Origin of the sequence: Corynebacterium lipophiloflavum DSM 44291 (assembly GCF_000159635.1) — a bacterium.
In the GTDB taxonomy this organism is placed as follows: Bacteria; Actinomycetota; Actinomycetes; order Mycobacteriales; family Mycobacteriaceae; genus Corynebacterium; species Corynebacterium lipophiloflavum.
Map to the genome: position 1 here is coordinate 536,828 of NZ_GG667192.1, position 12,153 is coordinate 548,980.

Annotated in this window: 13 protein-coding genes; 9 read left to right on the forward strand and 4 right to left on the reverse strand. The window is 66.3% G+C overall.

Translation table 11 applies throughout. The features are described 5' to 3' along the window. Positions 1 to 414, reverse strand: a 414-nt coding sequence (locus HMPREF0298_RS11575; RefSeq protein ID WP_006840162.1) for a DUF3099 domain-containing protein, incomplete at its 3' end; no start/stop codon positions are given. A 72-nt stretch (positions 415 to 486) separates the two neighbouring features. Between HMPREF0298_RS11575 and HMPREF0298_RS05645 the strand changes: the two genes are divergently transcribed. Genes HMPREF0298_RS05645 through HMPREF0298_RS11580 form a run of 3 tightly spaced genes read left to right on the forward strand, consistent with a single transcriptional unit; the run spans position 487 to position 3,133 of the window. Beyond that, positions 487 to 741 (forward strand): DUF3039 domain-containing protein, encoded by a 255-nt coding sequence (locus HMPREF0298_RS05645; protein WP_040422731.1) that lies wholly within the window; start codon positions 487 to 489, stop codon positions 739 to 741. 59 nt (positions 742 to 800) lie between these two features. Further along, entirely contained in the window at positions 801 to 2,492 is a 1,692-nt protein-coding gene (locus tag HMPREF0298_RS05650; protein WP_050758349.1) for a DEAD/DEAH box helicase, read from the forward strand. A gap of 11 nt (positions 2,493 to 2,503) precedes the next feature. Beyond that, entirely contained in the window at positions 2,504 to 3,133 is a 630-nt protein-coding gene (locus HMPREF0298_RS11580; RefSeq protein WP_006840165.1) for a DUF4190 domain-containing protein, read from the forward strand. An 85-nt stretch (positions 3,134 to 3,218) separates the two neighbouring features. On the opposite strand, the gene HMPREF0298_RS05660 is transcribed toward HMPREF0298_RS11580, so the two are convergent. Together HMPREF0298_RS05660 and ppgK are read right to left on the reverse strand one after the other, a co-directional pair. Further along, a complete protein-coding gene (locus HMPREF0298_RS05660; protein WP_006840166.1) occupies positions 3,219 to 4,781 on the reverse strand; it encodes an RNA polymerase sigma factor in 1,563 nt (520 codons plus the stop codon). A gap of 165 nt (positions 4,782 to 4,946) precedes the next feature. After that, on the reverse strand, positions 4,947 to 5,711 hold the full coding sequence (gene ppgK / locus HMPREF0298_RS05665; protein WP_006840167.1) for a polyphosphate--glucose phosphotransferase: 765 nt from the start codon (positions 5,709 to 5,711) through the stop codon (positions 4,947 to 4,949). Positions 5,712 to 5,767: 56 nt separating this feature from the next. On the opposite strand from ppgK, the gene HMPREF0298_RS05670 reads away from it, so the two are divergent. Both HMPREF0298_RS05670 and HMPREF0298_RS05675 read left to right on the forward strand, forming a co-directional pair. Next, positions 5,768 to 6,610 (forward strand): inositol monophosphatase family protein, encoded by an 843-nt coding sequence (locus HMPREF0298_RS05670; RefSeq protein ID WP_245527447.1) that lies wholly within the window; start codon positions 5,768 to 5,770, stop codon positions 6,608 to 6,610. 94 nt (positions 6,611 to 6,704) lie between these two features. Continuing rightward, the gene (locus HMPREF0298_RS05675) at positions 6,705 to 6,995 is read left to right on the forward strand and encodes a DUF4193 domain-containing protein (protein WP_006840169.1); all 291 of its coding nucleotides are present in this window, start codon (positions 6,705 to 6,707) and stop codon (positions 6,993 to 6,995) included. A gap of 9 nt (positions 6,996 to 7,004) precedes the next feature. Here the strand turns inward: HMPREF0298_RS05675 and HMPREF0298_RS05680 are convergent, their stop codons facing one another. Next, positions 7,005 to 7,520, reverse strand: a complete 516-nt coding sequence (locus tag HMPREF0298_RS05680; RefSeq protein ID WP_006840170.1) for a DUF3093 domain-containing protein — start codon at positions 7,518 to 7,520, stop codon at positions 7,005 to 7,007. Positions 7,521 to 7,683: 163 nt separating this feature from the next. Between HMPREF0298_RS05680 and dut the strand changes: the two genes are divergently transcribed. From dut to dxs, 4 genes are all read left to right on the forward strand, one after another. After that, a complete protein-coding gene (dut, locus tag HMPREF0298_RS05685; RefSeq protein ID WP_006840171.1) occupies positions 7,684 to 8,112 on the forward strand; it encodes a dUTP diphosphatase in 429 nt (142 codons plus the stop codon). Between the two features lie 48 nt (positions 8,113 to 8,160). Next, positions 8,161 to 9,087, forward strand: a complete 927-nt coding sequence (locus HMPREF0298_RS05690) for a DUF3710 domain-containing protein (protein ID WP_006840172.1) — start codon at positions 8,161 to 8,163, stop codon at positions 9,085 to 9,087. Then, positions 9,065 to 10,297: a class I SAM-dependent RNA methyltransferase gene (locus HMPREF0298_RS05695; RefSeq protein ID WP_006840173.1), complete on the forward strand. Its 1,233-nt coding sequence runs from the start codon at positions 9,065 to 9,067 to the stop codon at positions 10,295 to 10,297. The genes HMPREF0298_RS05690 and HMPREF0298_RS05695 overlap by 23 nt, the downstream gene beginning before the upstream one ends. Before the next feature lie 94 nt (positions 10,298 to 10,391). After that, the coding region (gene dxs / locus HMPREF0298_RS05700) for a 1-deoxy-D-xylulose-5-phosphate synthase (RefSeq protein ID WP_040422561.1) at positions 10,392 to 12,153 on the forward strand (1,762 nt) is incomplete at its 3' end.

The following is a 12,153-nucleotide window of genomic DNA, read 5'->3' on the forward strand; positions in this document are numbered from 1 at the left end:
GCGGCGTCGCTGCTGCTCAAGCTCGAACTCGTGGGCGGCGGCGCGCGCGGCGGCGGGCTTGTACACGTTCTTGTGCCGAGGGTCGCGTTTGTCACCCTGACCGTTTCCCACCATCACCGCAATCCACGGCAGCGGGATGGACACGACAAACAACACCCCGGCCAGCCACCAGTTCTCCCAGGTCCACGCGGCGAGCATGGACAGCACGATAAACGGGATGCGCAGCCCCTGGAGGACCATGTAGTTGCGCTCGCGGGAGCGAATGTTCTGCTCGTGTGTGCGGCGGGCATCGGTGATCAGCTCCCCGCGCGGGCGCCGCAGGCGCAGGCGCCGAGATGTGCGGGCGGGGGCCTCCGGCTCCACGTCGACCGTGTAGGGGTCGCTGAACTCGTCGAACTCCTCCGCCGGTGTCATGAGCGCCCAGCCTAGCCCGTGGGCGCCCGTGGGCGTAGGCGCGGCTTAATTTTTCACCCGATGTGGGGCATGATGGGTGCTGTGACTACGACGACGAAGACTCTCGAGCGGCCGGATTTGCGGGAAGACACCTCGTCAACCACTGACGACGGAACCCCTAAGTTCTTCCACTACGTAAAAAAGGACCAGATTGTAAATTCCGCGATCTCCGGGCAGATGGTCGTCGCGCTCTGCGGCGCGACCTTCCCGGTAAAGAAGCAGGCCAAGCCGGGTTCGCCGGTGTGTGCTGACTGCGAGCGCATTTACAAGGGGTTGCGCAGGAAGTGACCCTCCCGGCTTCTGGGCCCCGGCTGCGCGCGTGGCAGCAGGAGGCCTTTGATTCGTTCATGGCCACCAAGCCGCGCGATTTCCTCGCCGTGGCAACGCCGGGCGCCGGCAAGACCACCTTCGCGTTGACCCTCGCCGCCGCGCTGCGAAACGGGCGCGACGTTGAGCGCATCATCGTGGTCGTTCCCACCGAGCACCTCAAGCACCAGTGGTCCGGGGCGGCGAAGCGGTTCGGCTTGTCGTTGGACCCGAACTTCACCAACAGCTCCGGGTTCAACTCCGCCTACGACGGCATCGTGGTCACCTACGCCCAAGTGGGGATGCACCCGTACAAGCACCACGCGTTGGCCGCAGCGCGTCGCACCTTGGTCATCCTGGACGAGATCCACCACGCCGGCGACGCGAAGAGCTGGGGCGACGGGGTGCGCGAGGCGTACAACCTCGTGGAGCACCGGCTCGCGCTGACCGGCACGCCGTTTCGCTCCGATGACTCCGCCATTCCCTTCGTCACCTACGTCGAGGACGGCGAGGGCCACCTAGTCAGCCAGGCCGACTACACCTACGGCTACTCGCATGCGCTTGCCGACGGCGTGGTGCGCCCCGTGGTCTTCCTCGCCTACTCGGGCGAGGCGCAGTGGAAGGACTCCGCCGGCGAGGAGTACACCGCGCGCCTCGGGGAGCCGTTGAGCCCGGAGCAGACCGCGCGCGCCTGGAAGACGGCGTTGGACCCGAAGGGGGAGTGGATCGCTGCCGTGCTGCGTGCCGCCCACACCCGCTTGGGGAAAATTCGCGCCAACATGCCGGACGCTGGCGGCCTGGTTATCGCGACAGACACCACCACGGCGCGCGCGTACGCGAAGCTGCTCGGCGAAATCAGCTCCACGCCGGTGACAGTCGTCCTCTCCGACGAGCCCGGCTCGTCCGCACGCATCGACGAGTTCTCGGCATCGACCGACGAGTGGATGGTGGCCGTGCGGATGGTTTCCGAGGGTGTGGACGTACCCCGCCTCGCCGTCGGCGTCTACGCCACGTCCGCATCCACCCCGCTGTTTTTCGCGCAGGCGATCGGGCGTTTCGTGCGCTCGCGCATGCCGGGGGAGTCCGCGTCAGTGTTTTTGCCCTCGGTTCCGGTTCTGCTGCGCCTCGCCGAGGAAATGGAGGTCTCGCGCGACCACGTGCTGGGCAAGCCGCATCGCGACCAAGGGTGGGCCGACGAGCTGCTGCAACGCGCCAACCGCACCGAGAGCGAACCCGACGAGGCCGGCACCTACGAGTCCATCGGGGCGTCGGCGGAGCTGGATTCGCTGATTTTCGACGGCTCCACCTACGGCACCGGGACGGCTGCGGGCTCGGCCGAGGAGCAGGACTTCCTGGGGTTGCCGGGCCTACTCGACGCCGAGCAGGTGCGCACCCTGTTGCAGAAGCGCCAAAGCGAGCAGCTCGACGCCCGCGAGGCGGCCGAGCGGGCCCGGAGAGTCGCCGAGCGCATGGCGGCCGAGCGTGCCCAGGTCAACGGCGGCGCTCCGGCCCCACCGGGCGGGACCCATACGGGAGGGTCGGGCCTGGCCGCCGACGAAATCCCCCAACTGCGCCGCGAACTTAATGCCCGTGTCTCCGTTGTCGCCGGGCGTACCGGAAGGCCCCACGGCTCGATTCACAACGAGGTGCGCAAGGCCTGCGGCGGCCCGCCCACCGCGCTATGCAACGCTCAGCAGCTCCGGGATCGCATCGCGTACCTGCGGGACTGGTAGCGTCGACGGTCATGAGCACCCCATTCAACCCGAATAATTCAGATCCGAGCGGCTTCAACCACCCCGAGGGGTATACCGCCTACAACCCTTCAACCGGCCACAACCCCCAACCCAACCCCGACGCCGGCGACACGTACGGGCCCGGGCCGGACAGCCCCCTGGGCAACGGCTTCGGCACATCCAACCCCGACAGCGTGTTCAGCAACGACTACGCCTCAATGGGTGCCGCGGACAACCCCGGCTACGGCAACGCGGCGCCACAGCAAAACGGCCTCGCCCTCGCGGCGCTCATTGTCGGCATCATTGCGCTGCTCGGAATCGTGTTCGTACCCGTGGCCTTCCTGGGCGGCATCGTCGCGATCGTCCTCGGCGCCCTTGGCCTGCGCAAGGCGAAGGCGATGCAGCCGGGCGCGCAGCGCCGCGGGATGGCGATCGCGGGAATCGTCATGGGCGCTATCGCCCTGCTGCTCTCCATCGCGTTCATCGCGCTCATTGGAGTCGGGTTCTCCCAGTTCATGAACAGCGGAGTGGCGGAGCAGTGCCAGCACCTTTCAGAAGACGCCGCCGCTTACCAGCAGTGTGTGACTGATTTCCTCGAAAACGACCCGAACTCCCCGCTGAACTCCCAGGGTTCGTCCTAAACACGGCCCGCCCGCGCTAGCGAACACAACGGCCACCCCCTTGTGGTGTCGGGGGTGGCCGTTGTGCTGTGCGATCGAGGTGGAGTTAGTCGAGGTAATCGCGCAGGACCTGCGACCGCGACGGGTGGCGCAGCTTGGACATCGTCTTCGACTCGATTTGGCGGATGCGCTCTCGCGTCACGCCGTAGACTTGGCCGATTTCGTCGAGCGTACGGGGCATGCCGTCGGTCAGCCCGAAGCGCAACCGGACAACGCCGGCCTCACGCTCGGACAGCGTGTGCAGCACGTCTTGCAGCTGATCCTGCAGGAGGGTGAACGACACAGCGTCGACGGCGACGACCGCCTCCGAGTCCTCGATGAAGTCGCCGAGTTGGCTATCGCCCTCGTCGCCAATGGTCTGGTCCAACGAGATCGGCTCGCGGGCGTACTGCTGGATCTCAAGCACCTTCTCCTCGGTGATGTCCATTTCCTTGGCCAGCTCCTGCGGAGTCGGCTCGCGGCCGAGATCCTGCAAAAGCTCGCGCTGGATACGGCCGAGCTTGTTGATGACCTCGACCATGTGCACCGGGATGCGGATCGTACGCGCCTGGTCGGCCATCGCGCGCGTGATTGCCTGGCGGATCCACCAGGTGGCGTAGGTGGAGAACTTGTAACCCTTGGAGTAATCGAACTTCTCCACGGCACGGATCAGACCGAGGTTGCCCTCCTGGATCAGGTCGAGAAAGGCCATACCTCGACCGGTGTAGCGCTTAGCCAGGGAGACAACGAGGCGCAAATTGGCCTCGAGCAGGTGGTTTTTCGCCTTCCTGCCGTCGCGGGCCACCGCGCGCAGGTCGCGCTTTACGGCGGGGGTGAGCTTGGCTTCCTTGTCGCCTTCGGCAGCGGCGCGCTCCATTTCGTCGAGGCGGTGCTGCGCATAGAGGCCAGCCTCGATGCGCTTGGCCAAAGAGACCTCCAGCTCGGCGTCGAGCAGGGCGACCTTGCCGATCTGCTTGAGGTAGGCGCGAACGGAGTCGGCGGAGGCGGTGAGCTGGGCGTCCTTGCGCGCCTGGCGCAGCGCGGCGGATTCCTCGATGTCCCACACGGAGGAGGAATCGACGGCCGCTTCGTCGTCTACCTCAGCGGCTTCGGGGTCGTCCTCGTCATCGACATCATCGACGTCGTCCACATCATCCACGTCGTCGACGTCGTCGACGTCACCGACCTCGTCGGTGAACTCCTCATCCTCGTCACCGATTAACGGGTCAAAGTCCTCGTCTGGGTCGACGTTGACGTCCGCGACGTCATCGACGTCCGCATCGTCGGAGGTGACGGGAAGTTCGTCGTCTTCGGCGACCTCGGAGGCGCCCGGGTGCGCGGCGGTGGTCTTCTTCGCGGCGGTCTTCTTTACCGTCTTTTTGGCGGTTTTCTTGGCGGTCGTCTTAACAGCCTTCTTGGCCGTTTTCTTCACCGCCCTCTTGGCGGTCTTCTTCACGGTCTTCTTGGCCGTTTTCTTGGCTGCGCGCTTCGCAGGCGTGCGGGCAGGCGTTGCAGAGGCGTCGGCTTCTGCCGCGCCCGAAGTGCTCCCGGTGACGTTATCTACGCTGCTCACGCTCTCGTTTCCGGAATTTTCGCTGGCTGCCACGTACGCCCTTTCACTCAAACTCATAGTGGGTTCCGCTTTCTTAGACAACCCACAGTACGCAAGTTGGGCTGCCATTTCAGGAACGGCACGTCTAACAACGGCGGTGAGCCCACCTGGTATCTCGGCCCAGGCTACCCGCACGTTGCGCGCAACCGGGTCGCGCCACGCGTTGATACGCAACCAGACCTTTTAGGGGTTGAGGTGCTCGGCGGACGCCATTGCAGCCCCGACAATGCCGGCGCGGTTGCGCAGCTTCGCCACAACCACCGGCGTGGAGGTGTCAAGGTGCGGCACCCAGCGATCGGCGACCTCGGAAATTCCGCCGCCGACCACGAACGCGGTGGGGTTGAAAAGGCGCTCGAACTCCTGCAACACGACGTCGACACGCTCGGCCCACGCGCGGAAACTCAGCCCCATGCGGTCCTTGGCAGCGGAGGAGGCTTGGTGCTCGGCCTCCGCGCCGCCGATCATCATGTGGCCGAGCTCGGTGTTGGGAAACAGGGTGCCATTGATGAAGAAGGCGGAGCCGATGCCGGTTCCGAAAGTCAGGAAAAGCACTGCGCCCTCGCGTATCGACGCCTCACCGAACGCGACTTCCGCAAGGCCCGCGGCGTCGGCGTCGTTAAGCACGGAGATCTCCGTTGTGCGCAGGTGCCGCGACAACAGCTCGTGGGCGTTGGTGCCCACCCACGCCGGGTCGACGTTCGCTGCGGTGAGCGCGACCTGGCCTTTGATCACACTCGGCAGCGCCACGCCGACGGGGCCCTCCCACTTTGCGCGCTGGCCTAGCTGCGCAATTGCCTGCGCGACCGCATCCGGGGTCGCGGGCCGCGGGGTGGTGATGGTGATCTGCTGGCCAACAAACTCGCCGGTGCTGAGGTCAACCACCGCACCTTTGATTGCGGAGCCTCCGACATCGACGCCGAGTGCTCGTCCTTGCGCGGGGTTAGTCATGCGCGCAAGTGTACAAAAGGTCGCGGACAACGGCGCGGCGATGCATGATGGGGCCCATGAGTAGTGATCCGGCCGCACTCCGGGAGATCTGTGGCGCACTGGCACGTCAAGCGGGAGAGCTGGTGGCCACGCAGCGCGCGCAGCTTGCCACCGAGGGATCGTTGCGGCCCGCGGAGACGAAAAGCTCCGAGGTTGACCCGGTCACGGTCGTCGACACGGCCTGCGAACGCTTCATCGCGGAGCAGCTCGCGAACCGCCGCCCCGGCGACGGCATCCTCGGCGAGGAAGGCAGCTCCACTGAATCGGAGACGGGCGTGGAGTGGATCGTCGACCCGATCGACGGAACCGTCAACTTCCTCTACGGCATTCCCGTCTACGCGGTCTCCATTGGCGTTGCCGTCGGCGGTGAGCTGGCTGCGGGCGCGGTGTTCAATCCGGAGACCGGCGAGCTTTTCAGCGCAGCAGCCGGCCGCGGCGCGACGCTTCAGCGCGACGGGGAGGCTTTCGCGCTGCGCGCCTCTGATGAGACGTCACTTGCGCGCAGCCTGGTGGCGACGGGATTTTCCTACTCCGCTGCGTGGCGCGAGCAGCAGGCGCGGTTTTTGACGTCCGTGTTGCCCAAGGTGCGAGACATCCGCCGCGGCGGGTCCGCGGCGCTGGATCTGTGCAACGTCGCCGCCGGGCGTGTCGACGCCTACTACGAACACGGCACGCACCCGTGGGATTACGCCGCCGGGGCAATCATCGCCACCGAGGCGGGGGCGAGGGTGAGCCACCCGGGTCTCGGCGCCACCGGCTACGACGGCGCGCTCACCGTCGCCGCTGCTCCGGGGGTCTGGGGGCACGTGCGCGAGCTGCTGGACAACGTCGGCGCGTCAGCTCCGTTAACTTCCCCATAACGTGCCTATGACCTGCAAAGATGACAGGGTAGGTTTCGTGCCCTAGTATTCCGCACAAAGTCAACAGGATTTGCCCGTTTAAGGAGTGCCGCCGATGACTACTGACTACGACGCACCGCGCCGTCGCATTGACGACGATATTGAAGCCGACTCGCTTGAGGGTCTCAAGGCCGCAGAGGTCGCCGGCAGCAGCATGGACGACGAAGGCGAGATCGTCGACTCCTTCGAACTTCCCGCCCAGGACCTTTCCGGCGAGGAGCTCAACGTCACCGTCATCCCGCGCCAGGAAGACGAGTTCACCTGCAGCTCCTGCTTCCTCGTGCAGAAGAAGAACCGCCTCGCGTACCAGGAGGGCGACACCGCGATCTGCCTCGACTGCGAGTAGTCGACCGGCCTACGCGTTGAGGTGGGCCTGATCGTCCACCTGCTCCGGTACGAAGGCGCGCAGCAGCGCGGCGGGATCTTGCGACGCGACGAGCCAGTAGGGGGTGGGGTCGTCCGGGTCGTCGAGGACGAGCAGCACGTGTTCGTCCACCCAGCTGCGCGAGACCAGAAACGCCGCGGGATCAAGCTGGCGGCCCAGCGCGTTGCGACGCGCCGACTTCGGAACAACCAGCGACCTGCTGACCACCGTGTGCGGCAGGTTGGCGCCGTCGACGCGCAACCAGCGCGTGCCGTCTGCGTCGCGCTCGATCGTGATCACGGTGCGCGACATCCACGACAAGAACCACCCGATCAGCGCGCCCCCGGCGATCAGGGGAAAGATGAACCAGAAGACATTGCGGTTCAGCGCAAACTGGGCGGCGATGATCAGCGCCAGCGCCGCGCCGGCGAGCCACATGTACCAGGGGGCCCACTGGCGTTCGCGGTACACGACAGCGGGAGCGAGGTCATCCGGAGAAGTAGTCACGCGTGCAACTTTAGTTTAGGTGCTCGAAGTGGTGGCATTGCGCTGCCGTAGGCTGGCAGGTGTGAACACCCGGGATAACGAACACAGTCTGGATGCTTCGGGCGCGCAACGCGGCCCGGAAGGCACAGTAAGCGCAGTAGACGCAGCAGATACCGTAGGCACAGTGCGCGTAAAGCGCCTCGACCCGCACGTCGCCCTGCCCGCACGCGCCCACGCGACGGACGCCGGGGCGGATCTGACCTCGACCGAGGACCTCACCTTGGCGCCGGGGCAGCGCGCCCTGGTGGGCACGGGAATCGCCATCGCCCTGCCGGCGGGCACGGTCGGGTTGATCCACCCGCGCTCGGGACTGGCGGCGAAACACGGGTTGAGCATTGTCAACACCCCGGGAACGATCGACGCGGACTACCGGGGCGAAATCAAGGTGTGCCTGCTCAACACCGATCCGACCACGCCGATTGAGATCACGCGCGGGATGCGCATCGCGCAGCTCGTGGTGCAGAAGGTCGAGCTGGTCAGCTTCAGCGAGGTGGCAGACCTTGACGACACCGCGCGCGGAGCAGGCGGCTACGGCTCCACCGGCACCCACTAAGTGCGAAGCACTAGAGTCGGTGTCGAACAACGAGGAAGGGAAAACGTCATGGCCCTATGGCCTTTTGGAAAAAAGATCCCCCGAAAAAGCGCCGATGAGCTCGCGGCGGCTCAGGGCAGCGACGAGGCGGCACAGCGCACTGACGCCGACGCACGTATCGCGGTAGAAGATTCCGGTGCGCCGGCAGATCTGGCAGAAGTGGCGGGGGTGGCAGAGGCCGCGGAGGGATCCGCAGCTCCGGTAAGCATCCCGCACGACCCGGTCAGTGGTGACACCGGGCCTTTCGACGGCGACTCCGTCAACATCGACGAGTTCGACTTCACCGATTTTTCCAACGCCACCCTCAACCTCGGCTCCATGAGGATCCCGTTGCCCGCGAAATCCCAGGTGCAGGTGGAGATGGGTGAGACGGGGCCGAAGATGGTCCACATTGTTACCCGACACGGCCGTGCCACTCCCGTCGCGTTCGCCTCCACGCGCTCCGGCGGACTGTGGGAGCAGTCCTCCGAGGAGATCGCCGAGGGCATGCGCTCGGAGGGGATGCCCGTGACGTTCGAGACGGGCCCGTGGGGCCGTGAAATCGTGGGCACCGGCGCCAACGGCGTGATCCGCATCATCGGTGTCGAGGGCCCGCGCTGGCTCTACCGGGTCACGCTCGCCGCCCCGAACGGAATGGAAGACGACATGGCAGCCCTCGGCCGTGACCTCGTGGCGCGCAGCTTCGTCTACCGCGGCACTGACCCCTTCCTCGCCGGTAACTCACTGCCCGTGGTGCTGCCCGCCCAGCTGGCGCAGCAGGTGCAGCAGGCAGTTCAGGCGCGCGCGGTGCAGCCCGGCCAGCCCAAACAGCCCGGTCAGCCCGGTCAGCAGGCGCCCGCGGCAACCCCCAGCGCGCTTGCGGAGGCGATGAAGCAGGTCATGGATGCCAACTCCGCGCGGCAGCCCGCACCCAATGAGGGTGAGCGCAATAGCTGACAACACCACGCTCGAGCTCGATGTCACCGCCATGGCGCACGGCGGCGAGGGCATCGCGCGTGATAGCGATGGCCGCGTCGTCTTCGTCGGCGGGGCGATCCCGGGCGACAAGGTTCGAGCCGAGCTGACCAAAGTGAAGAAGATGTGGGCGCGGGCGCAGCTCACCGAGGTCGTGAGCGCGTCGCCGGATCGCGTTTCCCCGACGTGTCCGGTGGCAGCTCGCGGCGGAGGGTGCTGCGATTACTCGCACATCGCACCCGCCGCGCAGCCCGGCATCAAGCGGGAGGTGCTCATAGGCCAGCTGGGGGCTTTTTCCAACAGTGCCGAGGCGCTCGGGGACACCGTCGTGTTGGAACCCGCGACTAGGTGGCGCAGCCGCGTGCGCCTGGGTGTGGATTCTTCGGGTCGCGCCGGTGTGCGCACGGCGCGCTCGACGCAGCTGATTACAGACGTCGCCTGCTCGCAGGTGGTGCCTGGTCTGCTCGACGGCATCGTCGGCCCCGGAGCGCGAACATTCACCCCCGGTGCTGAGGTCATCGCGGTGCTCGATTCGACCGGCCAGCGCCACGTCGTGGAATCGACCCGCGCGCAGCGCGGCCGGCGCGTGGAGAAGGTCGATCGCGTTGTCGAGGGTTCCGGGGTGGTTGAGCAGAACGTCGGCAAGCATGCGTTCCGTTTCCCCGCGACCGCGTTTTGGCAGGCCCACGTGGCCGCGCCCGCCGCGTACTCCGAGGTCATCCGGAGCTGGGGCAAAGCCGACTACGAGCGCGCTACCGGCTGGGACCTCTATGGCGGCGTCGGCGCGTTCGTGCCGGCGATCGACGAGGCTCTCGGCGGGGCGGCGCACATCGACTCGGTGGACTATTCCGTGTCCGCGACCAGGGCGGCCCAGGACACGCTTGCGGGTTTCGCCCTGCGTGTGCACAACAGCCCGGTGGAAAAGGCCGGCGAGTTGACGCCGCCCGGGCTCGTCGTCCTCGACCCGCCGCGCTCCGGCGCCGGGGAGGATGTGGTGCGCCGTGTCGCGGGCGCGGCTCCCGAGCGAATCATTCACGTCGGTTGCGATCCCGCGACGTTCGCGCGCGACCTGGGTTACTGGGCGGCCCACGGGTTTGGCGTTCGGCGCATGGTGCTTATCGACGCTTTCCCCAACACGCATCACTTCGAAATGATTGCGCAGCTCGAACCCGACGGGCAGATGCAGCGATAAACGCAAGTACGTTTACGCGTTGGCAAAGTGTAAACTTTTTGGGAATGGAGGCGCGTCGACCGCGCAATCTAGTCAAAAGGAGCGATTGTTTACCGTGAACCTTCTGGACGCGATTTCGTCGCCTCGTGATGTCAAGCGCCTGACGCTTGACCAGCTCGACACCCTTGCGGACGAGATCCGCCAGCTCCTGATTGACAAGGTCTCCGCGACCGGCGGGCACCTGGGCCCCAACCTGGGTGTCGTTGAGCTGACACTGGCCCTGCACTACGTCTTTGAATCGCCGCGCGAGCCGCTGATCTTTGACACCTCGCACCAGTCGTACGTGCACAAGATCCTCACCGGGCGGGCCGGGCAGTTCGACACCCTGCGCAAGAAGGGTGGCCTGTCCGGCTACACCTCGCGCAGCGAGTCCGAGCACGACTGGACGGAGTCCTCACACGCCTCGGCGGCACTGTCCTACGCCGATGGGCTATCCAAGGCGAAGGAGCTTTCGGGTAAGGGTGCAGACCGCGTTGTCGCCGTCGTCGGCGACGGCGCGCTGACCGGCGGAATGTGCTGGGAGGCGCTGAACAACATCGCCGCGGGGGAGCGCAACGTGGTGGTCGTGGTCAACGACAACGGCCGCTCCTACTCACCGACGATCGGTGGCTTCGCCCGCAACTTGACGCGCCTGCGCGACCAGCTGGCCCAGATCCGGATGCAGCCGACCTACGACGAGGTCATGGAGACCGGCAAGAAGAAGCTGAAATCCATGGGCTGGGTCGGCGAGCGCACCTTCGAGGCGCTGCGCGCGATAAAGGAGGGTGTGAAGTACCACGTGGTGCCCTCGGAGATGTTCCCCGAGCTGGGCATGAAGTACATCGGCCCGGTCGAGGGCCACGACATCAAGTCCCTCCTGCAGGCGTTTTCCTACGCGCGCTCCCATGCCGGGCCGATTATCGTCCACGTCGCCACCGAAAAAGGCCACGGATTCGCCCCGGCTGTCAACCACATCGCCGACCAGATGCACTCCACCGGCGTCATCGACCCGGTCACGGGCGAGGAGCTCAACGCCGCGGCACCCGGTTGGACCTCGGTGTTCTCCGAAGAGCTCATCAAGGCAGCCCACGAGCGCCCCGACATTGTCGCGCTGACGGCGGCGATGGCGGGTCCGACGGGGCTCGCACCGTTCGCTGAGCAATTCCCGGAGCGCTTTTTCGACGTCGGCATCGCCGAGCAGCACGCCGTGACCTCCGCCGCCGGCATGGCGCTCGGCGGGCTGCACCCCGTTGTGGCGATCTACTCCACCTTCCTCAACCGCGCGTTCGACCAACTTCTCATGGATGTCGGGCTGCTGGGCCAGCCGGTGACGCTGGTGCTGGACCGCTCCGGGGTGACGGGTTCCGACGGTGCGAGCCACAACGGCGTGTGGGATCTCGCGATCGGCTCGATCGTCCCCGGTATCCGAATTTGCGCCCCGCGCGATCCCGCGCGCCTGCGCGAGGAGTTCCGTGAGGCGATCGACTACAGCGCGGGCCCGACGGTTGTGCGTTTCCCCAAGGGGGACATTGGGGTGGACATTGACGCCGTTGAGAGGCTGTCAAGCGGAGCTGACATTCTGTTTCGCCCCGCGGGTGAGGCAAAAGACGATGAGCTCGACATCCTGCTCGTCGCGGTGGGCAGCTTCGCGGAAAACGCTGTGCTCATGGCGGAGGACGTCGCTGCTGACGGGTTGCGCGTCACGGTCGTGGATCCGCGCTGGGTCATCCCCATCGACCCGCAGCTGATCGACTTGGCCGCACAGGCCGACTTGGTTGTCGTCTACGAAGACGGAGTTATTCGCGGCGGCGTGGGCTCAGCGCTTGCCGAGGCCCTCT